Annotated in this window: 19 protein-coding genes and 1 riboswitch; of the genes, 7 read left to right on the top strand and 12 right to left on the bottom strand. The window is 49.2% G+C overall.

Annotated elements, in window-relative coordinates; translation table 11 throughout:
* Positions 1-2: 2 nt before the first annotated feature.
* Positions 3-178: riboswitch (cyclic di-AMP (ydaO/yuaA leader) on the bottom strand.
* A gap of 192 nt (positions 179-370) precedes the next feature.
* The 4 genes from PAECUDRAFT_RS22500 to PAECUDRAFT_RS22485 all read left to right on the top strand — a co-directional run bounded on the left by PAECUDRAFT_RS22500 (position 371) and on the right by PAECUDRAFT_RS22485 (position 5,932).
* Positions 371-1,420 (top strand): mannose-1-phosphate guanylyltransferase, encoded by a 1,050-nt coding sequence (locus tag PAECUDRAFT_RS22500; protein ID WP_006040467.1) that lies wholly within the window; start codon positions 371-373, stop codon positions 1,418-1,420.
* 8 nt (positions 1,421-1,428) lie between these two features.
* A complete protein-coding gene (locus PAECUDRAFT_RS22495; RefSeq protein ID WP_040714023.1) occupies positions 1,429-2,382 on the top strand; it encodes a GDP-mannose 4,6-dehydratase in 954 nt (317 codons plus the stop codon).
* Positions 2,383-2,426: 44 nt separating this feature from the next.
* Positions 2,427-4,613: a glycosyltransferase gene (locus tag PAECUDRAFT_RS22490; RefSeq protein WP_006040465.1), complete on the top strand. Its 2,187-nt coding sequence runs from the start codon at positions 2,427-2,429 to the stop codon at positions 4,611-4,613.
* Positions 4,614-4,759: 146 nt separating this feature from the next.
* Positions 4,760-5,932: a glycosyltransferase family 4 protein gene (locus tag PAECUDRAFT_RS22485; RefSeq protein WP_158306269.1), complete on the top strand. Its 1,173-nt coding sequence runs from the start codon at positions 4,760-4,762 to the stop codon at positions 5,930-5,932.
* Positions 5,933-6,002: 70 nt separating this feature from the next.
* On the opposite strand, the gene PAECUDRAFT_RS22480 is transcribed toward PAECUDRAFT_RS22485, so the two are convergent.
* The 3 genes from PAECUDRAFT_RS22480 to PAECUDRAFT_RS22470 all read right to left on the bottom strand — a co-directional run bounded on the left by PAECUDRAFT_RS22480 (position 6,003) and on the right by PAECUDRAFT_RS22470 (position 8,098).
* Positions 6,003-6,728 (bottom strand): CAP domain-containing protein, encoded by a 726-nt coding sequence (locus PAECUDRAFT_RS22480; protein WP_006040463.1) that lies wholly within the window; start codon positions 6,726-6,728, stop codon positions 6,003-6,005.
* Positions 6,729-6,893: 165 nt separating this feature from the next.
* Positions 6,894-7,682, bottom strand: coding sequence for an FkbM family methyltransferase (locus PAECUDRAFT_RS22475; protein ID WP_006040462.1), 789 nt, complete (start codon positions 7,680-7,682; stop codon positions 6,894-6,896).
* A 32-nt stretch (positions 7,683-7,714) separates the two neighbouring features.
* Positions 7,715-8,098, bottom strand: a complete 384-nt coding sequence (locus PAECUDRAFT_RS22470; RefSeq protein ID WP_006040461.1) for a hypothetical protein — start codon at positions 8,096-8,098, stop codon at positions 7,715-7,717.
* A gap of 141 nt (positions 8,099-8,239) precedes the next feature.
* On the opposite strand from PAECUDRAFT_RS22470, the gene PAECUDRAFT_RS22465 reads away from it, so the two are divergent.
* From PAECUDRAFT_RS22465 to PAECUDRAFT_RS22455, 3 genes are all read left to right on the top strand, one after another.
* Entirely contained in the window at positions 8,240-8,866 is a 627-nt protein-coding gene (locus PAECUDRAFT_RS22465; RefSeq protein WP_006040460.1) for a DUF1796 family putative cysteine peptidase, read from the top strand.
* 400 nt (positions 8,867-9,266) lie between these two features.
* Complete coding sequence (locus PAECUDRAFT_RS22460; protein ID WP_006040459.1) at positions 9,267-9,830, top strand: GNAT family N-acetyltransferase; 564 nt, start codon at positions 9,267-9,269, stop codon at positions 9,828-9,830.
* 42 nt (positions 9,831-9,872) lie between these two features.
* On the top strand, positions 9,873-11,363 hold the full coding sequence (locus PAECUDRAFT_RS22455; RefSeq protein WP_006040458.1) for a methyl-accepting chemotaxis protein: 1,491 nt from the start codon (positions 9,873-9,875) through the stop codon (positions 11,361-11,363).
* 846 nt (positions 11,364-12,209) lie between these two features.
* On the opposite strand, the gene PAECUDRAFT_RS22450 is transcribed toward PAECUDRAFT_RS22455, so the two are convergent.
* The 9 genes from PAECUDRAFT_RS22450 to PAECUDRAFT_RS22410 form a co-directional block, all read right to left on the bottom strand.
* Positions 12,210-12,842: a P-loop NTPase family protein gene (locus tag PAECUDRAFT_RS22450; RefSeq protein WP_006040456.1), complete on the bottom strand. Its 633-nt coding sequence runs from the start codon at positions 12,840-12,842 to the stop codon at positions 12,210-12,212.
* 39 nt (positions 12,843-12,881) lie between these two features.
* Positions 12,882-13,340 (bottom strand): hypothetical protein, encoded by a 459-nt coding sequence (locus tag PAECUDRAFT_RS22445; protein WP_006040455.1) that lies wholly within the window; start codon positions 13,338-13,340, stop codon positions 12,882-12,884.
* 18 nt (positions 13,341-13,358) lie between these two features.
* The gene (locus PAECUDRAFT_RS22440; RefSeq protein WP_006040454.1) at positions 13,359-13,847 is read right to left on the bottom strand and encodes an SMI1/KNR4 family protein; all 489 of its coding nucleotides are present in this window, start codon (positions 13,845-13,847) and stop codon (positions 13,359-13,361) included.
* A gap of 36 nt (positions 13,848-13,883) precedes the next feature.
* Complete coding sequence (locus tag PAECUDRAFT_RS22435; protein WP_006040453.1) at positions 13,884-14,429, bottom strand: hypothetical protein; 546 nt, start codon at positions 14,427-14,429, stop codon at positions 13,884-13,886.
* Positions 14,430-14,468: 39 nt separating this feature from the next.
* On the bottom strand, positions 14,469-15,089 hold the full coding sequence (locus PAECUDRAFT_RS22430) for a hypothetical protein (RefSeq protein ID WP_006040452.1): 621 nt from the start codon (positions 15,087-15,089) through the stop codon (positions 14,469-14,471).
* A 79-nt stretch (positions 15,090-15,168) separates the two neighbouring features.
* The gene (locus tag PAECUDRAFT_RS22425) at positions 15,169-15,546 is read right to left on the bottom strand and encodes a hypothetical protein (RefSeq protein ID WP_006040451.1); all 378 of its coding nucleotides are present in this window, start codon (positions 15,544-15,546) and stop codon (positions 15,169-15,171) included.
* Between the two features lie 157 nt (positions 15,547-15,703).
* Positions 15,704-15,883 carry a hypothetical protein gene (locus tag PAECUDRAFT_RS22420; RefSeq protein ID WP_006040450.1) on the bottom strand — a complete coding sequence of 60 codons (180 nt, stop codon included), beginning with the start codon at positions 15,881-15,883 and terminating at the stop codon, positions 15,704-15,706.
* The gene (locus PAECUDRAFT_RS22415; protein ID WP_006040449.1) at positions 15,884-20,722 is read right to left on the bottom strand and encodes an RHS repeat-associated core domain-containing protein; all 4,839 of its coding nucleotides are present in this window, start codon (positions 20,720-20,722) and stop codon (positions 15,884-15,886) included.
* 33 nt (positions 20,723-20,755) lie between these two features.
* Positions 20,756-23,620, bottom strand: a complete 2,865-nt coding sequence (locus PAECUDRAFT_RS22410) for a DNRLRE domain-containing protein (RefSeq protein ID WP_006040448.1) — start codon at positions 23,618-23,620, stop codon at positions 20,756-20,758.
* Positions 23,621-23,698: the final 78 nt, after the last annotated feature.

Raw genomic sequence — 23,698 nt, 5'->3', positions numbered from 1 at the left:
TGTTCCTCCTTGTGTTTGGCCTACGAGGTTAGTTGTCGGATTCGGATGAAGGAGTCACCCTACGCGTCTGCAGCTATTGCTTGCTTAATGCGATTCACCCCGAGGAACAACGCAGCGTCATGCTGCGTTTTACCATAAATCTCCCCCGCACGATTGGTTGTTTCGGCTCGCGTTAAACATTAACACAATGCGTCGCGCCCCGAAACCGGTAAATGATGGCTATTGCCGCCCCCGCGCTTCGCCTGCCCGTACAAATGCCGTTACAGGACCGATTGGCAATTGAATACAATGGCATAACATTTGCATGAATACTGCTTGATTGCATGCCCTCGATTGGAGGTGTTGTCTCATCACGATAAACGTCGTAATTATGGCCGGCGGCAAAGGCACCCGGTTCTGGCCAAGGAGCGTCCAAGCGATTCCGAAACAGTTTCTCTCCTTCGGCAGCGGACCGACGCTCATTCAGCAGACCTACGATCGTTTTCGCCAATTAGCCGCTGCTGATCAGCTATTCGTCGTTGCGCCGCTTGCCTACATGCCGCTCGTTTACGAGCAACTGCCCGCACTTTTGCCTGAGCAAGCCTTCATCGAGCCGGAGCAAAAGGATACGGCAGCCTGCATGGCCTACGTTGCCCACCGCATGCTTCTCCGCGGCGACGACAGGCCCATCGTCTTCGTTCCTGCTGACCAATGGATCGCGGACGAAGCCCGCTTCCTTGAGGCGATTCGTCATGCAGCGGAAGCTGCTCGCACCCCTCGCGCGATTGCAACGCTCGGCATCACGCCAACCCGGCCTGAAACCGGCTATGGCTACATCGAGCTGGCGCTAGAGGAGGACAGCGCAGACGACGACGCGCAAAGCGCGCACGAAGCGGCAAGCGACCTCCTCGCATCCCGCCCTGCCCGCCGAGTTGCCCGTTTTCTCGAAAAGCCCGACGCTCACAAGGCAGTCGAGCTGCTGCAGCAAACTCACGTGTACTGGAACAGCGGCATTTTTGTCTGGAAGCCTTCCTCTATCGCTTATCATATGGCGCACGCCGTTCCGGAGCTATGGCGGCAGCTTAGCCAATTTCCCGATGACATCGCTGCTGCCTACGCAGAAATGCCGAAGCTCTCGATCGACTACGCCGTGATGGAGAAAGCGAGCGAAATCCGCTGCGTGCCCGTCGACTGCGGCTGGGATGATATCGGCACCTGGGCAGCTTTCCGCCGCCACTTCCCGATGGATGCCCATGGCAACGTCACCCAAGGCTCTGTCCATCTGTACGAAAGCGAAGGCAATACCGTCTACTCCGAGACGGAGACGCTGCTTATCGGCGTCCAGGATCTCATTGTCGTGTCTACCCCTTTTGGATTGCTCGTGTGCCATCGCTCCGAGGAGCCGCGGCTCAAGCACTGGCTTACTACTATTGCGAGGTGATATTCGCGTTGAAAGCTTTAATTACCGGCATTAGCGGCTTTGTTGGCAGTCATATGGCAGAATATTTGCTGGCGGAGGGCGTTGACGTCGTCGGTACAATCCGGCAGCGGAGCCGCATGGACCACATTGCCCATATTCAGAAGGACATCCATCTGGTCGAATGCGAGCTGCGCGACCCGCTTTCGGTCGAACAGCTGATGGAGAAGGAGCGTCCGGACTATGTGTTCCATCTCGCCGCGCAGAGCTTCGTCCCAACGTCCTGGAACTCCCCGATCGATACCATCCATAACAATGTCGTTGGCCAAATTCATCTATTCGAGGCAATCCGTCGATTCAACCTTCCCACCAAGGTGCAAATCGCCTGCTCCAGCGAGGAATATGGCGAAGTGCATCCGCATGAGGTGCCGATTCGGGAAGAAAACCCGATCCGCCCGCTCAGCCCTTATGCGGTGAGTAAGGTCGCACAGGACTATTTGGGCTACCAATATTACCGCAGCTACGGCATTCCCGTCGTACGCACCCGCACGTTCAACCATACGGGCCCGCGCAGAGGAGAAAACTTCGTTACCTCTAACTTTGCCAAACAAATCGCCGAGATCGAGAAAGGACTTCGTCCCCCAGTTATTCATGTCGGCAATCTTGAGGCCAAACGGGATTTCACCGATGTCCGCGACGTCGTGCGCGCCTACTGGCTGGCGCTGGAGAAAGGAACGCCGGGCGAATGCTACAATATCGCCTCCGGAAGCTGCGTGACGATCGATGAGATGCTTCAGCTGCTGCTTTCGCTGTCATCCGTCAACGTAACCGTTGAGCAGGACCCTGCTCGCATGCGGCCATCCGACGTTGAAATCCTGCTAGGCGATGCCAGCAAATTTATGGCGCATACCGGCTGGAAGCCGGAAGTGCCTTTTGAACAAACGATGCAGGATCTGCTCGACTATTGGCGCGCCAAACTGTCCTAACCTCTCCCGTTTAGGAGCGTCCGCTAAGGAGGCATGAGACGACTATGACCAGCAGCACGGCACTAAGCCGGAGCAAACCGAGCCGAGCGCAACGAAGCGCAAGCCGTCGGCGCGGCAACTCGGGCACCCCAAAAAGGTTCACGTCAACCAAACGGCGACTAAAAAAATCGCGCACGAGCGTTACGGGCAAGCGGAGACGGCTGGCCTCGAAAAAGCTGTCCAAAAAAAGAGCCGCATGGCTGGCCAGAAAACGCCGGGCTGCGAAGCGGCAAAAACCAGCGCCCCCTGTCCATGTCCACCACTGGGACCGTTATGAGAGCGACCCGCATTACGGAACCTTCAATCCCGGCCATACCGAGGTTGATCCTCCCATTATCGACAAGCAGCCGCTCAGCCGCCCCGTGACGATCATTATTTTGACGTGGAACGGCCTTGATTACACGCGCAAATGCTTCGAGCATCTGGCACCGACGCTCGAGCCCGGCTTGGTGGATGTCATCGTATTCGATAATGGCAGCACCGACGGCACCGTTGAGTATTTGCGCTCGATCCCGTGGATTCGCCCTATTTTTAACCCGACGAACATCGGTTTTGTCGCGGGCAACCACGCCGCGCTGCCTTATGCGCGCCCCGACAGCGATATCGTGCTGCTCAACAACGATATTCTAACCGAGCAGGGCGACTGGCTGTCCAAGCTGCAGGAAACCGCCTATCGTTCGCGCGATATCGGCATTGTCGGCGCACGGCTGCGCGGGCCGGATGGCTCGCTGCACCATGCAGGCACGTACATTTTGCCGGATAATCTAAGCGGGCAGCAGATCGGCGGAGAAGAGCCTGACGTGCGCCAATATAACGGCGTGCGCGATGTTCAGGGCATCGTGTTCGCCTGCGCCTATTTGAAGAGAGAATTAATCCAGCGCATCGGCTTCCTCGATCAAGACTACTTCTCCTATTTCGAGGATACGGACTACTGCCTGAAGGCGATTATGGCCGGCTACCGCGTTATCAATGACGGCCGCGTCACCCTCCATCATTACCACAATACCTCCACACACGTGAACGGCGTGGATTTCTGGGACATGTACAATAAGTCGCGTGAGGTTTTCCGAGGCAAATGGCAAACCCTGCTGCAAATGAGATACGAACGGCCGCTTAACTGGCGTTCCGTTGTGCATCTGCCTTTGTACGGCTACACGGAGACATCCAAAAACTTAATGCTTGGCCTGGAGCGGCAGCATCTGAAGGTTAACTATGAATATGTATATGGCCTTGGCACGCCTATGCCGTTCGAAGAGCCGGACACCGGTCCCGACATGCGGATCAACCTGTTCAAGCAGCGGTCGCAATCGCCTGAGGCTGTCGAGATCGTCTACGGGCAAGGCGACGTTTTCTATAAAAACAGAGGCCGCTACAAAATCGGATATACGATGCTTGAGGTCGACGGCCTGCCGCATGATTGGGTCGCCCAAAGCAATAGCATGAATGAAGTATGGGTTCCCTCGCACTTCAATGCGCAGACGTTTCGCAACAGCGGCGTTACCGTCCCGATCCATGTGATGCCGCTGGGCGTTGACACCGATTATTTTCATCCCGGCATTCGAAGCAAACGGTTCTCGGATAAATTCACTTTCCTCTCCGTCTTCGAATGGGGGGAGCGCAAAGCGCCTGAGCTGCTGCTGGAGACGTTCTCCCAGCAATTCGCCCACCGAGACGACGTATTGCTCGTATGCAAAATCATTAACAACGATCCCAGCTTCGATGTTCCGACTGAGATCCGCAAGCTGAAGCTGGGGGCGGCCGCTGATCGCATTCTCGTCCTTCATAACGATAAAATTCCTTCCGCTTGGATGGGCAGCTTATACCGTTCAGCCGATTGCTTCGTTCTGCCTACGCGCGGAGAAGGCTGGGGGATGCCGATTATGGAAGCTATGGCATGCGGCCTGCCTGTCATTGCGACCAACTGGAGCGCGCAGACCGAGTTTATGAATGAATCGAACGCTTATCCGCTCCGTGTCGAGAGGCTCATTCCCGCCGAAGCGCGCTGCGTCTACTACCACGGCTTCAACTGGGCGCAGCCGGACGCCGAGCATCTCGCCCATTTGATGCAGCATGTCGTTGCTCATCGCGAAGAAGCTGCAGAGAGGGGACGGCGCGCGGCGTTCGATATGCAGTCACGGTTTACGTGGGACCATTCGGCAGCTCGGATGAAAGGCCGCCTCGCGGGACTATGAGGGCGCAGCGCCGAAAGCAGCAGCCGCTAGCTTCCTCAAGGAAAACGAAGGGTCGGGCAAAACGTTCTCGCGCCGGCGCTCCTGCCAGACGCGTTGGGCGCCATGCGGGCTTCAGGCGCAGCCAGCGCCTGCGTCGGCAGGCGCGTTTGCAGCGGAAGCCTGCTCCGGCTCTTCAGCAGACGGCAGAGCCGCAGGCTCCCCTTTATGAAGGGGCGCCCGGCGTTCAGCTTATCGGGTTCAGCCGTGCCGAATCCGGCGTCGGAGAAGCGTGCCGGCTGCAAGCCGCTTCACTGCTTGCAGCCAACGTCCCTACTTCGATCGTTTCCTGCGATGCGCTCTCCTTGAATCGTACAACCGATCTCTCCACCGTATCGCTTGAACAAACAGAGCCGCTGCACCGATGCTCCATCCTGCAATTTAATCCCGATATGCTTCCTCATGTATTCGCGAGGTACGGCCATCGCCTAGTCGAGCGTAAATATACGGTCGGCTATTGGCATTGGGAGCTCCATTCCATTCCAGACGAATGGGCGAATTATTGGCCTTACTTTCAAGAAATTTGGACGCCCTCCGCCTTCGTTCGAGAAGCCATCGCTGCCAAAAGCCCTCTACCGGTCATCACGATGCCTTATGGCTGCATGCCCGACGACGGCTTCCGTCCGGGGCGCTTCTATTACGGACTGCCGCAAGAGCCTTTCCTCTTCGTCACCATGTTCGATACGTACAGCTTCATTGAACGCAAAAACCCGATTGGCGCGCTGGAGGCGTTCCTGCAAGCGTTCGGCCGCCACGATCCTTCCGTCGGGCTGGTTATCAAGGTAAACAACGCGCATAACAGCAGCCTTGAGCTCGAACGGCTGAAGCAGCGGATGGTCGGCAGCAGCAACGTCTATTATATAGAAGCCGGGATGACCCGCAAGGAAACAGGCGGCTTGCTAGCGGCTTGCAACGCTTATGTATCGCTGCATCGGGCAGAAGGCTTTGGACTCGGCATTGCAGAAGCGATGGCGCGCGGGAAGCCCGCCATCTCTACGGATTGGTCCGGCAGCACGGAGCTGGTCCAGCCCAATACCGGCTGTCCGGTCCGCTACACGCTCACCCCGATTACACAAACGATCGGCCCCTATGAAGCCGGAAATTACTGGGCAGAGCCTGACATCGAACATGCAGCCGGTCATATGCGCAGGCTTGCAAGCGACCGTGCCGCATGCGAGCGGCTTGGCACAATGGCCGCCCATTCCTTGCATGCCCGCTTCCATCCGCTTAGCACTGGCCAAGCGATGAAGCAGCGTCTGCAAACGTTAGGCTTGTTATCCTAAAAAAAGAGTTAACCTTCAGCATACAGCGCATCGCGCTTGCTGAAGGTTAACTCTTTTGGCTTGGCTAACGTTAGCCTGTAAATTCTTGCACCCATTCGCCGTTGTAATAGGCAACGCCGATTTTTTTGAAATTTTGGCTTAGAATATTCGCTTTATGGCCCGCGCTGTTCATCCAGGCCGTCATAACCTCCTGCGGCGTACGCTGCCCCTTCGCGATATTCTCGCCTGCATACGAATAGCTTACGCCGTAGGCACGCATCATATCGAATGGAGAGCCGTACGTTGGCGACGTGTGGCTGAAGTAGTTGTTATTGTACATATCCTTCGCTTTATCCGTCGCGACCGTCGTCAACAAAGAATCCGTCGATAAAGCAGCCAAGCCGACCTTAGCCCGCTCCTGATTAACCAACGTTACAACCTGCTGCGCAAATGCGCTCGCATTGGTCGTTGTGCCTGCTCCCGTACTCGGTTTCGTCGTTGTGCCTGTTCCCGTGCTCGGTTTCGTCGTTGTGCCTGTTCCCGTGCTTGGTTTCGTCGTTGTGCCTGCTCCCGTGCTCGGCTTCGTCGTCGGGACGCTGCCTCCTCCGTACCAGATCTGATTCCAATCGAGCGTAATGCCGAATTGCGCGGCAATCTGCTGCAGCTGGCTCGGATTGCTGATTGTGATCGTTTTATATGAAGTCGTCACTGGCGTCGCCGCCGAAGCCGATTGGGCTGCTGCTCCAATTCCTGCGAATGTCATTCCTGCGATAAGGGCAACTGCTGCCGTTTTGCGAATCAATAGCATGTTTTTCATGTGAGTCCTCCCCGTGTTCGGTTTATTCGCCGTTCGAATGGAAGCCCATGGCATCCGTTCTCTTCGACGCCAACATCGTAACACGTGGGGACCCTTACGTTCACAGATCAGTTTTTGGAAAAGATTAGAGCATTCTCAGATGCTTTCTCATCTTTCTCAACCGATTCAGCCCTTGAAGGTACAATAAATATCGACGACTTCACGCCCGCTATGGAATAAGCTCATAAGCTGCTCGAAGGAAACTAAACGAGGAACGGTGTAATTAAAGTCAATAATATACAAATTAGGATACAATCCGCGCAGCGTATCATAGAGAATTTTCGGGTTTTCTTGAAAAATAACTTGCTGGGCGCCAGGATTGAATTCCACAATCAGATCGGGCTTAAACTTCCCGATCGTTCCGGCCATGCCATGCAGGGCTGGCACTTCAGCGCCTTCCACATCCAGCTTAATCAGATCCAGTCGCGAAAGCTTCCGTTCCTTGACCCAATCATCGATACGAACGCATTGCACCGTCTCTTGAATGCCGCGCTCCGCATGCTCCGTCGTAATATGCGACCAACCGCCGCCAAAATCAATATAAGAAAACTTCAGCTTCGTATTGCGATCATAAACGCCAAGCTGCACCGGCTCCACCGTGCGAATCCCATTCTGCTGCACGTTATAAGACAAATAATTAAAATTCACCGCTGAAGGCTCAAATGCATATACCCGCCCCTGCGGCGCATAGGTGCTCATGCCAAGCGAAATCGCCCCAATATTAGCGCCTATATCCAGGCAAATGCTATCTGGCTTCACGATATGGCGAAGCACATTCATAATATGAGGCTCATAATAACCGCTGCTTTTCTCGATGCCCGCCAGAATCATATCCGCCGCGTTCGAGCTGATCGCATAGGGATGCGGATAATTCGGCAGCCGAAGAATCGTCGTTTTCGTTTGCATAGGCTGCATGGAGGCCCTCCTTCATCCAGTTGAATTTATAGCTAGGTTACGGCAACAGCATGAAACGCGATCGGTCCGTTCAAAATGGCGCGTCTCCCGTCAGACATCACGTTCATCCAATAAGAATGCTCCCCGCTGAATGGCGCGATAAGCTCGCAGTCCATCTGCATGAGCGCATTCCAATGGCACATCTCCGAGCCTCGAAACACCTCTGCGCCGGTAGACGACCCTTCTCGAATAATAACCTCGAACTCTCCTAAATCGGCCGTCGCCGGCTTGCTCCATCCGATTTCAAAGGTAAGGCGGATACGCGTATTCCGCCGATGCGTCTTCAGCGTAAGCGTCGCGACCGGCACCTCCCAATCCGTGAGCAAGAAAGGGACGATCTGGCTTTTGTCCAGCTTGAATGCCGCCTCTTCCATCATCGTCTATGAAATCCTCCTATCATCCATCCATCTTCCGTTTGTTATTCCCTCTATCTTATGCTTGGTCAAGGCAGCCCGTACGGGCGAACAATCGCGAACATAGAATAGGGTATCTGCTAGATGGAAAGCGAGGACTTTCGAATGGAACTAAACGAAATATCCGGCCAATACGACGCGATATTCAGCCTTGGCTTGAACTGCCTGCCCGCCATCCAGCTTGAGCGCAATGGCATTCGGCCCTATACCGGCGTATTGGATTGGGTAGAGGTCATCCGTTTAACCGATGTGAATCGCATGATTAACAATCGATTCAGCGATTTTGGACTCCGCCACAACCTCGTTTATCACGGCACCGCAGGCTACTTCCTGCTGCTGCGCGACGTTGTGAACGGCATGATCATCGTGCACGACTTCCCCCTGAGCCGCAACAGCGCAGGCTATTGGCCGGATTACGATGCATTTCGCACGAAGATGGATCGGCGAATCGAACGGTTTTTGAACAAAATGGCGAGCTGCCGCCGTATCTTGTTCGTACGAACGGGCGGGATGCCCGACGAAGCGTTAGAGTTGGAGCAAGCGCTCAAAAGGATCGTTAAAGGCGAGTTTCATGTGCTGCTGGTCAACCATAACCCGGTGCCCACTCTAATCGAAGACCATTGGCCGCACAAGCATGTCTGCGCGGTTACGCTGCCGGAGCAGCCCGACATTTGGAATGCGAATGATGTTTATTGGAAGCTGCTGCTTCAGCATGTGCACTACACGGGATGACCCGCGCATCTCGACATGAGATGACAGCGTTATCTGACAACCCCTTGCCAAATATCCGCCGATAGACGCACGACACTACCCAAAGACCCCCTAGCCTTTCGGCGGATACCATAATCCTTATAATTCCTATATGTTTAATTTAAAAAATGACGGCATACTGAGGAGATATATCCCCATCTATCTAAACTATATACATATTTATGTCGATATTATGGTCTATACGGTGCGTACTGTACCGATTCTGCTTGCATCATGCAAACAATCGGACTTATGACCTATCTTCTTTCTCCCCAATAATTGGTACGATTGATGTTAATAACAGGACATAAAGGAGGGACATTCATAATCTTGTAATACCCGGGGAATGAAACTAAAGATAGGAATAGGAGTGAATGATCCGATGTACAGACAAGTAGAAGACCAGCATGACCTCGCCATGTTTAACAATGTGTGGGTCTCCGTATGGCAAGAAAAAGGATATGAATTGGAATATGCCCGTCATACGCTAGCCCGTTATGTCGTCATCACACCTGAAGGAGAATATGTAGGCACCTCGGAGGTTAAACCCTACCAGGCAGGCAACAGCTTCATCGATGAAATTGCGCCATTCGCCGATCATCCCGCCATTCTATCGAATCAAGGGAGAGTCGCTGAACTGGATAAATTCGCACTGCTCAAGCCGTTTCGCGGACTGCGTTACTCGGGCGAGCTCGTCTCGACGGCCGTCCATTGCGCGCAGCAGCTCGGACTTCGCTACTTCATCACGTTGCTTGAGCCCGTATTCGCCCGAGCACTCCGCGTCTCTTTCCGCCTCCCCATGGAGCAGATTGCAGACAAAACCTATTACAAAGGCGACTATGTCGTCCCGATCGTATTCGATATGGAGCAGGTTTACAATAATGCCCATCGCTACGATTGGCTATCCCTACCGACAAAAGCAGGCAATGTTTTGGCAGGCAAATAACCGTTCAATCCTAGACTAAGCAGAAGTCGAGGTTGAGAACATATGAATACAGAGCAACTCGTACTGGACAAGCGCAATCGACTTTTCGTCAAAATATTGTGGGGCTTGCTAGCCCTCGGGTTTGTTGGCGATCTTGCAGCCGGGCTTAGCTGGCATTTAATCGAGCTATTCGTCGGCGTTGGGCTTGTCACATGCGGCATTACAACGTTCATGACCTATCGGCGCATTCTCGTCTCCTACATCATGTATCTCGTGCCGATTGTCATGACATCGCTAGCATTCATTCTAATCGTCTCCGACCCTAATCCGGTCATCAGCACGTATTTTCTTGTCTATGTGAACATTGCTGTAATCACGCTCTACGCGAACTACAAACCGATCATTCTTGCAGGCGTGCTAGGAATGGGTGTCAGCACCTACGTTTTCATGGACGACACGCTGCGTTCAAAGCTGTTCAACCCTAGCGACTCGCTCCTGTACGTGTACATGTACCTCATCTTCGCGACAGTTGCGCTTGCGGTATCGGCCAACTTCAGCGCGAGGCTTCAGCGTCAAGTGACACGCGAGCAGCAGGAGGCGCTCGAAGCGAAGGAGCTCGCCGAGCAACTGGTCGATAAGCTGAAGCAATCGATTATGCTCTTGAACAAGTTCAGCAGCGAGCAGAAGGAAAATGTGCAGATTACGGGACAAATCTCGCGCGAGGTGACAACCACCTTCTCGGAGATGACACGTTCGATCGAGGAGCAGACGAATACCGTCCTTCTCATCAGCGAATCGATTCAGGATATCGAGCAATCGGTTCAAACCGTCGTCAATAGCGCATCGGAGCTTGCGCTGCGGTCGACGGATACCGCAACGCTTTCCACCGATGGCGCAGCCCAGATTGGGCGTTTAACCGAAGAAATGGGCGTCGTACATACCATCGTCCACGAGACCGTCGTTATGATGGATCAGCTCACCGCTCATAACGAACGTGTCAGCGACATTGTAAGCACGATCAACGACATCTCCGAGCAGACGAACCTGCTTGCCCTCAATGCAGCCATCGAGGCCGCTCGGGCCGGCGAGCATGGCAAAGGCTTTGCCGTTGTATCCGGCGAAGTCCGCAAGCTGGCAGACAACTCCCGTCGCGCAACGGATGAAGTGACCCAAATTCTCGGCGCCATCCGCTCCCAGATCGAGGTCGTCGGACAGCAGATTCATCTTGGCCAAACCGCCGTTTCGGCCAGCTATGAAGCCTCCCGGGAGGTCGAGGAGATCATCAGGAAGGTCGGCGAGAACTCCGACATCGTCAAGCAGCAATCCAATGCAATGAGCAGCTCCTCCACCGCGCTGCAGGATGAATACGGCCGCATGGCTTCACAGGTCGTCCAGATTGCAGCGACGACGGAAGAGAATATGGCTTCTGTCGAAGAGGTATCTGCCAGCATGGAGCATCAGGACGGCAAGATCGGCCAGATCGTGCACGGATATGCCGAGCTTGATGCGCTCGTGAACGAGTTAACGATTATGGCGGACAAGCGCGGAAAGTAGCGTAGGCTTGTTCGTTGATTGGAAGTAAGCAAAGGAAGGAGCCAAAGCTTATAGCTTTGGCTCCTTCCTTTTGCTTCTAATGGGCACTCACAGTAACCTTCTCTATTCTGTCGGCTGACGCACCAGAGTAAGATTAAGGAAGATAAACTTTCCCTATTCCGTCGGCTGACGCACCGGAGTGCGATTAGGGAAGATAAACCTTCCCTAATCCGTCGGCTGACGCACCGGAGTGCGATTAGGGAAGATAAACCTTCCCTAATCCGTCGGCTAACGCGCCAGAGTACAAATAGGGAAGAAAAACCTTCCCTATTCTCTCGGCTGACGCGCCGGAGTTCGATTAGGGAAGATAAACCTTCCCTATTATGTCCGCTAACGCGCCGGAGTTCGATTAGGGAAGATAAACCTTCCCTATTCCGTCCGCTAACGCGCCGGAGTTCAATTAGGGAAGATAAACTTTCCCTAATCCGTCGGCTAACGCGCCAGAGTACAAATAGGGAAGAAAAACCTTCCCTATTCTCTCGGCTGACGCGCCGGAGTTCGATTAGGGAAGATAAACCTTCCCTATTCCGTCCGCTGACGCGCCGGAGTTCGATTAGGGAAGATAAACCTTCCCTATTCCGTCCGCTAACGCGCCGGAGTTCAATTAGGGAAGATAAACCTTCCCTATTCCGTCCGCTAACGCGCCGGAGTACGAATAGGCCCCTTCTTTGTTAAAAGACTTGTTAAGTTCATTCTCCTGCTCTCCCAAGACGATCGTCGCAGATGATAACCTCCGAGCTGTCCTAAACAGCATACACTTCCTTGCTAACCTCAATTATCACGTAGGAGTCATCACTAATCTCAGCCCTATTCATTGAGATATACAATTTCATCTGCAAACTCCTCAATAATCGAAGTGCTGTGAGCGGGTATGATTAATATGTGATTATTCTGCTTTAAAACCGCACTGCAATGCTTTAATCTGGCTCGAATGATTTCTTTCACCGTGTCATCGAGCCAAGGGAAACAATAAATGCTTTTGCCAAAAGCCATTCCTATTGCAGTAGAAGCGTTCCAGCGTTCGTTGCTAATATACCTCATCTCTCGATCAAGCCGAGACTCTGATAGCTCAAATCGGTCAATCAATTGACTGGTGGTGGTATGGACGCTTGGCGGAGCACTCTCTAGCTGCTCTCGAATCGTCTTGTTTTCGGCTGTGCCTTCCCCTACATACCATCCGGCTTGTTGAAGTGTCATCGTGTCGCATCGGTTATTGTTAATAAAGATGTGCCCCCTATAGGACCTCACTCTTCCTGACAGCAAATAAGATAAGGCCCCTCCGCCCATGCCCTGCTCCCCTATAATGGCGTAGGTCTTTCCCTGCGTAAAAACATGCGAGAATAACCTAAGATGCTCAGCTATCGATTTAAAATTCATCATCCTGGGCTTACAAGATAGTGACACGTTTTGTAGTTCAACCGTTCTTATTTCATTCAACATGAGCGAAGTTCCGTCTCCTCCCTCTCTCAGTCGAACTGGCTATCTCCTTAAACTAATCTTCTCAAACTCTATATAAAACTTCGCACCTGAAGAAAACAACAATTCGTGGGAAAATAGCTTTTCACCGACTTCCAGCAGCTCTGAATATACACAGTCGTCGATGCCCAAATGATCAATTCCGGTGTCTGCTTCGTTAAATGTAACAACAAACTTACTCACTTTTCGATACTGAATTTGAATCGCTTTTCCCTTTTGAAAGCTGACTTCAATGTGGGTAGGGCGGTTTTGGTTCTCTCCATGTTGAATGACGATACCAGCGAATTTGGCGTCATGCAATCGATTATGATAGGCGATATCCCATATTGGCTTGGAAACTTTTCCTTTCAGCAGCTCCAGGCTCATGCAATAATTGTGCAGCGCTTGATTCCATTGCTCCTCGGTTTCTTTGGTCTCTTCGAATATCGATTGATGCAATAATTCGTCGGAGAAAAATCTCAAAAATTGACCTCCTTTATTTCAGCAGTCATCATATGCATCGCCTAGATATTCAAAATCATCTTCTGTCCAATATAAGCTCTTTCCTCCATTGTCTATTAAATGAATGATCAATTCGGTAAAAGATCTTGCGACAATATCACAATTACCTACCGATCCGTGTCTATCAAAGAAACTATCATAGCATCGACCTAGTCTACTTTTCCAAAGATCAATTGTAATATATTCACCACCGTACTCCCCAATAATATACCAATTGGACGAGAGATGATCATACGCACACAGTTCCCCTACAATGACTGGATTTGCAAGGACAAACTTTTCTGGGGGCACGATCCTAATACGAAAATCTGCCTCAGTAAAGAGTTCCACTCCTCCACACACTTCATAAAACTCTAGTAAATCTTGAGGAAGTTCATGCTTTTCATTTTGAAGTACTGGGAGGGTAGCGACTGGGTATACATTACAATCATCTCGTTTTTCTAGCTGTTCGATCAATTTCCGAATCATTACTTAACCTCCCATTTCATATGTTGGCTGTGTGGATTACCCCTTAATATTTCTGTCTCTAAATCCATATAACTTATGATTCGTACGAAAAGCATTTTCAGATATCAAATCATCGCTGTTAAATAGAAATGTCACTTTCCCATCATCACTGAAAAGGTTTAATCTACAGTAACCATACGGCCAATTAATTACGCATTCCCACAGATATTCATCTGCGCCATCTGTATGAAGAAGCGGCCATTCCCTTGTTAAAATTATCTTGGTACCATCACAGTTTTTGGCGTTTTTAGTGATACCATTCTGTTTAACATGATCATAAATAAAAACTTCGATTTTCCCTCCAATTAATTGATCAATTTTTAAATTTCCTATTCCCGCAACATATAGATCCTCCCCATCAGGCAGCGTGCTATCAAACTTCTCAACATGATCCCAGTAGGGGTCTAATAATAAGATCGCTCCCCATATACTAAACTCCAAACTTTTGGGAAGCTCATACTGACAATACAAATCAATAATTTCCGCTTCCATGAAGTTAATTCTATCGAAGTTATGTTTTGTTAAATCAATTGAAATGTTCATTTCCTCACCTCACATTTCCTAACTAATCGTGATTGTATATCATTTATTCGATTTTCCACGGAATATACCCCACAGTCGCTTTAAAGGGTTAATAGAACCTTTTGAATAACCCTTAATATTCTTATCGTTAAATCCATATAACTTCGGATTCATTATATAGTCATTAGCTGGCACCATATCCTCGGTATCGAATTGGAAAGTTACTTTTCCATCCTCACTAAACAGATTTAAAATACAAAAGCCATACGGCCATTGAATCACGCACTCCCACAGATATTCATCTAAACGATCTGTTTTTTCAAATGGCCATTCTCTTCTTAATCGCAACTCCGAACCATCACAGTTTTTGGCTGTGTCGGTTTGACCAGGTTTTTTTATATGATCATATACATAAACTTCCATTGTTCCGCCAACCAAATGATCGATTCGTAGCGTTCCATTGCCTGCAACGTACATATCCGTATCAGTCGGCAATGAGCTATCGAGCTTTTCAACATGATTCCAACGCGGCTCTAATAATAAAGTTGCTCCCCAAACTTTAAATTCCAGACTACTAGGGAGATTGTACGAACAAAAGAAATCGATAATGCGAGCTTCCGTGAAGTCAATTCTTCCGAAATTATGCTTAGTCAGATCAATGGTAACGTTCAGTTTCCCCACCTCACTAGTAGACGATATCGATTAACATAAAAAAGATGACTCCTTTCAAATTCAGAAGTCATCCCGTAGCTGCTAAGTATTATGACGGTTCAAAATACGCTTTCTTACTAAATCTCAGTATCCACCCATCTTCAGTGTAAAGTTCACCTGTCAAACCATCACTTAAGCTCTTGACTGATAGATTTTCCTGCTCCTTCTTCAGGACAAGATCAATGTCATCTGCTTGCTCAATTGTCCAAAGGAAATTATGAATCGTTGTATCCACCACTTGAGACAGTATAGCTAAAATCTTCTCTCTTTGAGGTTGATCAAAATTGTCTACAAGCTTATTATATAAAAGCTTAGCGCCAGCACTTTTTATCTTACCTTCAAACATCTGTTCCCAAAGCTCGATCGAAGCATCTCTAACTCCTGATATAAGAACTTGGCCCAAATGATCGATTATTGCTTTATTCATTGCTAACCTCCCAGCGCTCCAACAGTACATTCAATCCTCTAATAGACAATATCATTTTAAATAAATAAGATGACTCCTTTCAAATTCAGAAGTCATCTCGTAGATGCTACGAACTATTCTAAAATAGGTTACAATTCATGTAGTGGCTATGCCAAAATCATGTAAATGGTAAGCGTGGACAATGACAACAATTAAGATCAGCAAAACTTTTAGTTATTTCAAACTCTTTTAAGATCCCTAACTTTGCTTTCCCTTCTCTTTCAAAATTTATGTCCATACATAGTCCCATATCTATTATCTTTTTGAGGAGTGGACAATAATACTCACCATCATTCATCTACTTTACCACCTTCAACAAAGATTCTATCCCTTCATCAAAAAATTCTTTGCCGTATGTTGTAACTACCTTACCTGCCCTATTTAGAACCACCACAGCCTCTTTGGTCAAGTACAAATATGTGTTAGTCTTTGCTTGATCTAAGACTAGCAACGGATTTGCCACAGTTTGCTTCATCAATGCTTCTGTTACATTCCGTTGTGCGGCTCTCTGTAGGGCATGCTCTGTTAAGCCTGTGATTACTTGCCCAGGTGCACTAACAACAGTTCCTAATGAAGTCTCTGTTCCTAATGCTAATACTTGAGATGATGTTCTCAATGATGCAATTACTGCAGGGGCATAGAGTATTCCAATAGCTATGGCAGGAACAGCCAAACCCAACGTTAACCAATCTTCTGTAACCCCCCCAACTGTACCTTCAATAGAGGCTGATTTACCCGTAGTAAAGTTTGTCCTCTGTATCATCTCATATTTGCCACTTGCTAACCGAATAGCAACAGCATTATCATGAGCAACTTGCATAGCAGCTATATTATGATCCCTCTTAGCAATATTAAATTCCATCGTCCAGTAAGCGATTTTACTTCTGTCATCTGAACTAAGATTCATATCATCATTCTGAAGATGCCCCGTAGGATCAGTATACCTCAAGGGATTATTACTTACATACGTATAAAGATTCAGTGTAAGCGGATTCTTTATCTGCCCCTCATACGTATCCTCACTCATAAACCGCCCCACACTCGGGTCATACCATCTCGCCCTCAGATACTGCAAGGTTGTCGTACTATCCTGCATCTCCCCAGCGTACTTAAACGGCTGCGCAATGCTCTCCGTCTGCGAGGCAATGTTCCCGAATATGTCGTAGCTGTACTGGTTCAAACGGGTCATCCCGCTGCGATCCATAAGATCGGTCACGTCGCCGTGGCCGTTCGCCACATAATAAGCTTTGGTCTGGGTATCCTCTCTCGCAATAAGCCCCTGACCGCGAATGTAACGAGCCTTGAACGTTGCAACGCCGCTGACGACGGTTGCTTCCGCCTCAATCTGGTCGCCGTCCCAATAATACCGAGTCGTCTGACCATTCTCTGTACGCTCCCAGAGCTGACCATCCCCGTTATACCGATAAGTGACATTCGATCCGCTTGCTGTCGTAACGCTCGTTAACCGATCGCGTTTATCGAAGGCGGTGGTCTGATCTGGACGTTCAAAAGGATGGTTCGTCGACATGCTGGCGCGATTGCCGCGGGCATCGTAGGTGTAGGTTTCGTTATACTGGGACGATGTCTTAATCCGGCTTAGCTCATCGTAGCCAAAATTATTCGTAGTCCCATTCTCGGTTTTCGATTTGATATTTCCATTAGCGGTATACGTATATTGATAACTGTTTAATGCCGTGCCGTCGGCTTTGCGCTCGAGCAGCGTATTCAGGTTTTTGCCATCGTACGTATACGAGGACGTGACGCCATTGCGCTGGGTAATCTGTCGAAGCAGATTATCTCGATAGTAGTCGTACTTGGCATCGTAATCATTGGTAAAGTCGTTCGATGGCCCGACAGCGTCCAAGCGATTGCGCGCATCGTAATGATAATACGAGGTCGCCCCGAATGGATCGATCAGTGCTTGCCGGTTGCTGTTCTCGTCGTACGCATACTTCATGACTTTGTTATCTGGATAAGTTACGCTAGCAAGCAAGCCGTCAGCCAGATTGTAGGCGTAGCTGGTTGTTCCGGTCTGGTCCGTCAGGCTCGTTCTTTTGCCAGCCAAATCGTACCCGAAGGAGATCGTTTCTTCGCCTGCAATAGCATTCCAGCTTGCGTCAACGATTTCCTTCTTTTTCAATAAATTACGGCTATCATACGTGTACTTAAACCGTGATCCGTTGCGATCAATGAGCCTCGTTTGATTGTTGTTTGCATCATAGTAGAACTTCTCGATGTTGTTCTTGCCGTTAACTGGCGCTTCGGTATTCTGAATGAGACGCCCTAATTCATCGTACTTTTTGGTTGTAGTCGTGTTGTCCGGATTCGTGATGAGCGTCATATTACCCATTAAATCATAGGCATAGGATGTCGTTTGACTGGCTCCATTCACTACATTCGTAACGCTTCCTAGCTGCCCAAGCACATCGTACGCATAGGTGGTCGTGTTGGCAGGAGCAGCATTATCGGTTGACGTAAGCATATTACCTGCATTGTCGAAGCTATACGACATTAGCAGTGCGGGTTGTCCTCCGCTTTTAATCTCTTCTGTTTTGATCGTTCTGCCAAGCTGATCGTACGATTCTCTCAGCGAATAGCCTTCTGGATCCGTACTTGTTTTGGTATTGGTTATGTCATCGATGACGACAGTCGAGCTCGGCCCTCCATCTGGATAGGAGGTAAGATTCTGACGATTCCATTGATCGTAGCCATATTGAACTCGGTTGCCAACCGCATCCTCCGTCCAAGCCAAACGACCGCTAGCATCATACCCATACTTCGACTTCGCTTTGTACACATTATGGTCAATGAGGCCCGATTCTGTCTTCCAACCGAGCGGATTCCATTTGGTTACCGTTTTGATACCCGTTTGATCCGTAGCCGTCAGTTGATTTAGCGCGTCATTGTAGCTGATCGTAATCGTGCTGTTGTCTCCCGATTGCGTCGCCTTCAATACACGTCCCAAAGCGTCATAGGTATAGCTCGTTTGATTGGCATTGCCATCTGTGTATTTGAGGAGTCGGCCCGTTGCCATATCGTATTGATACTGCTTGATTACTGTCGACGAGTTGCCGTCACTATCATGGACCGATGTCGTCGTCTTCGTCGGATACGCATATTGATAGGTAGCAGCATATTCAATTACGGTTGTTGTATCATTCGGCGACCCATTCTTCGTTCTCACTTGTCCGACGTTGCCGGTCGCTGCATCGATATTCTCATAATAGGTTTCGCGCAGTGGGCTTCCCGCATAGCTGTTGCTATCACCGGCATAAACCTGCTCCAGTGTTACTGTTCCTAAAGCATTTCGTGTAAATACGGTATACTTCCATTTTTGCGTTCCGTTTATTTGGGTTGCGACCGACTGCAGCAAATGTGTGGAGGTATCGAATGTATTGCGGGTAACGGTTCCCATCGGGTCCGTTGCGTAAATAATATTCCCGTAATCATCGTAAAGCGCTGAATTAGTGGTAATGAACGTAGAAGATGACCCTGAGACAGAACGTGTCGTTTTCGTGTTGATGGGCACCGGCCATTTTCTAGCTCGATCGTAGGTGAATTCTGTCGTGTTCGTATAGGTTTTTGCTAGATACACGACCTTGGCCACGATAGATGTGTTATAGAACACTGGGGAATTCGAGCTATCGATATAGTCTTTGTCGTTCGTAAAGGTTGTCTTGATGGCACCGTCATCAATCTGGACCGAGAACGTCAAGTCTGCATCGTTGGAGCTGCCGATATCTCCGCTAGGGTACGTAATATCTTTATGATTCACATGACTAATTGAGCTGTCCGCTAACCGAATTTGATCTTCACGCGACTTCACGCGGTACACTTGGTTGACCGCATTATCTTGAATATATCGAGTGACGGGCGAATCCTCGTAGGTGTACACGCTCTTCGCGCCAGTCGGATAGGTAACGCCTGTAATTAAGGCATATGGATTATTCATGGAAGGCGTTGTTCCCAGCAGGTTAAACTGTGCGTTCTTGATGCTGTAATCGTAGGTTGTTGTTCTTCCCAGCTCATCAACAACCTGGCTTAGTAGCTCTTTGCCATTTTGATAGGTTTTGTAATAGGTGACGCTTCTCGAACCCGAGGTGAGCACAACCGATGTCGTATTGTAGACGATGTTGATCGTATTGCCAATCGAATCCGTTATTGCGCTTAATACAGAGCCGTAGTAGCCATCCATAACATAGCTAAACGTTATTTTGTTGTTATAGGCATCGGAGATCTGGATCATCTGACCATCCGCATTAAAGTATTGATTCGTATGCTGTATGGATTTGACCACATACGCAGATCCAACGCCGTTCACCGTAACGCTCGTATCTGCTGCAAAAGTGAGATCCTTCCATGGGTAGCCGACCAACGTGTTGGAAGCATCGATTTTGAATACGCCCGAGCCTGCTAAGTGAAGGTATTTATCTGTTCCTTTGATCTCAAGAAACGAAATATTCCAGCTCCACCCTTTCCCAATTGGAAACCGCTTCTCTTCAAGCGACGGTTCAAGCATATTGGAACTGCCGCCAATTCCCATTTGGGAGCTAATTCCCATTTGGTCAAATTGTGACGAGCCGCTATCATAGCTCCGTGACAATGTAAAACCAAGCCCATTACGCCCCGGAAGCGAGAGATCCGATTGCTGTAAGGAAAGTGCCCCGGACAGCGTGGAGATGTTTTCGTTGTCGAGCCGAACAGTGAAGGGCGCTTCATCCGGTTTGGTTTTTACATAGCTGTAATCAGGGACAGCGGTTTCGGAAGCCGCAGCCAAGCTCCTCGCTGCCACCTCACTTGAGATGCTGCTCTTCACTTGCTTCGAACGATTAATCGGCTGTGGCTTCACCTGTTGCAGGCTGTTGTCCAATGACCCGCCAGTTACCTTTTGCTGCTTTATTGCTTGCCTTACGTCCTCTATCGAATAGCCTTGATTAAGCACATTCTGGATGGCACGCTCTGAGAATGACGACGTTTGGCTTAACAGCTTCCTGGGTGTATCGGCCATCGCAACGGAATTGGAACGATCCATTCCGGTTGCCTGCGCATAGCTTGCCAAGCCTGTATATTGCATATCTGAAATCAGCATAGAGAGGATTACGGTCATGATCATCGACTTCATCAATAAATTACGCACAAGAAGATCCTCCTTCGAAATTAGCCGTTCGTTTTATGAAGTCGTTGTTGTTGTTTTAGAGATGATGTTCCCATTGCTGTCATACTGATAGATGGTTTGGAATTGCATGGTGGCTGGTGCGAGTATGAAGCTGTAAGGCACAGTTGTGCTGTTACTGCCTCCCACTCCAACAATTTTGATGTAGTACACATTTCCTGCTTTCACGTCGAACAACTCGTTCTCTGCGATTCCTGCGCTTTGAATGCCAGCTGTAATTAGCTTCATGGTTGAATCATAGATGTACACGTCATAATTCAATCCAGCCGGTACATTCAATACGAAACGATCAATTTCATTGGTGGTTGCCGTAAATTTATAGAAATCAATATCCGTGCTTGCGTTAATCAGCGAAGTGTAATTTTGGTTGTAATTAATCGGAAATGCTTGAGCGCTCGTATCATTAGGCTCGAATGCATTCGGGAGCGTTAGATTGTTACGATAGACATCACTCGACCACTCCATTCCATCTTTCACCAGAATTTTGAAGCTCCAATTGCCACTTGCCAGAGGGGTCGTTGTAAATGATGTGGCTCCTCCATTAAGCACGCCCGAGTTATACGCAACCGTCGCCCAGTTATTTTGGCTGCCGAGAATCTGATAATTCGACTGTGCCTGTCCATTCGCATCGCTATAGGTCCATGTGAACGTTAGTACATTGTCCGCCAACTGCTGTCCATCGCTATATGAAGTGATGACAGCTGTAGGAAGCGCATTCGTCTTGACATAGTAAAGCGGGGAAAATGCTGAGATAGCGCCTGCATTATCCTTCGTTCTGACTTTCCAGTTAAACGTTGTGTTTCTTGAAGGGTTAGCTACGGATACCGTATATGAGTTTAGCGAAGACACTACCCAATTCGAATCCACTACAAGTGTCGTACCATTATAAATCTGAACTTGATACGCGGTTTGGGTATCTCCAGCGTCTGGATCAGTGAATGACCAGCTAAGCGTTGCATTACCTGGAACAAGTACGGGCGTTGCAGAAGAAGTCGAGCCTGGGTTCAGACTTGCAGGGGCATTCGGCGCTTGGTTGTGCTTAATCGTAAATACACTATTCGATGCATCCCATGCTCCATACTGGACGCCATCGTAGGCTCTGACACGGACGAGGTTATTGGCAGAATTCGGTTTGGCTGAGAAGTCATAATTTAGTTGGATTTGACCTGCCGCAGTTAAAGCGATCAGATCTGCCCAGTTCGCCCCACCATCCTGCGAAAGCTGAACTTGATATTGCAATTGGGTTTGAACAGTGTCTGGGTCGGTAGCTGGGCTCCAGCTTATGTTGTACGTGGTGTCGATTGTTTCTCCTCCGTTGGGAGTTAGGATGGTCGGCTGAATGGGAGGGCTCTCGTAATTGACGATGAGCTGGGGGCGATAGGTTGGATCCGAATATTCTTTACTGTACACGTATTTCGTACTCTGGTACCCAAATAGTGTAAGCAATATCCCGTTATTAGCTGTCCCAGTGGTCCACGATTGTACGAATGGCTTTACGTCAACTTGCATCCATCCCGGTTTAGGATAACTGGACGGTAGCGTCGCGCCATACCACCCCGTACTATATGAAACCGGATGAGCAGAATCATAGGTTGGTCTCGTTTGAATCGTCATCGTATTCTCATTCCAAGGAGACGTAATTAAATAAGCCGAACCCATATAGGCGTTATCGTCATATCCATATTCAATATATAATTTCATGGTTGCGCTGCTAATCGTGCTATTTAAAGGGATGGACGAGGTATCGAATTGCGCGTAGATGCTATTCGCGTTGTAAACATAATCATTTGAACCTAGAGCGAGGGTAGATGTATACTGCGAAGAGCTGTTGCAAAATGCATCATAATCGCAAGTAGCATCCTGAGAGGCCACCTTAGTTAATACAGATGGATCGATAGTGACGGGATATTCTAATCCCGTTGGATCTACTTGAAGTTCGATGAGCTGCTTCCCATCCTGTACACGAATCGTTTGCTTAACATCTTTCTTAGTTCCAGCTGCATCGACTAGCCAAGGCGCTTGTAGGGTAAAGCTCGTTAAGTTGTTTAAATCGCCACTGGTGAGCTGGAATTGAAAGGTTGTTGGGGCTTGATTGTTTTTGAGAATAATCGTTTCTTTCAAGCCCGAGTCGAGGACTTCTAGCTGCAAATCCGTATTCGTCCACGCTTCGTTATAGTTAACTTTATTTCCATAAACAGAACCCGTAACTGAATTGGCTCCTAGTGGGGTAAAGGATAGCTTCTCTGCTCCCTTGCCGATGGAATACCCTTTGTTTATCTTTTTCGGAATTTTCACATCGAACGGAACCTGTGGCGCTCGATAGTCGGTGTTTGATTTATCGATCTTTTTCGCTTTGCGAAGCTCCTTATTCGTGTTCATGATCGTTTTCAGCTCCGCGGAAGAGGCCTGCGAGAGTGGGATGTTCATGTTATCAATATCAGCCTCATCTATTAGCCGAGTCTGTATCGGCTGCCACGTTCCTGCATCATCCATGTAGTTCTGATCACTTAATGTAATACTCGCTAAATAAGAGCCGTCTGATAATTGGTAGTGTCTGCTATTCGCATTGCGGAAGCCAGTAGCTTCCCTGACAACGGTTTTATGCTGAGCCTCGGCTTTCGCTACCACTTCCGCGGGGATTGCAAGTGTAGTGTCTGGTTCAGGGGCCACAGCTATAGAATCTGTTCCTGTAGACGGAGCACTTTCCCCAACGCTGGAAGTCTGTTGTTCTGGGACTACAGGATCTGAGACGATCGCAATGGTTGGCTTCTTGTCGGATACTCCAGCTTCGACTGACACAATCGGACAACACAATGCGAGCAATAAACCACTGAGCAGTACTCTCTTAATAAGCATTTGCATGGTTCTAATCCTCTTTTCATAAATTTATTTTAGAAAATCAATAAACATAAAATAAATCACAACATGCTATTTATTCAC

This window comes from Paenibacillus curdlanolyticus YK9, from assembly GCF_000179615.1.
GTDB classification, from domain to species: Bacteria; Bacillota; Bacilli; order Paenibacillales; family Paenibacillaceae; genus Paenibacillus_T; species Paenibacillus_T curdlanolyticus.
The sequence above is the reverse complement of the archived record's forward strand: the minus strand, read 5'-3'. Positions and strand labels throughout refer to the sequence as shown.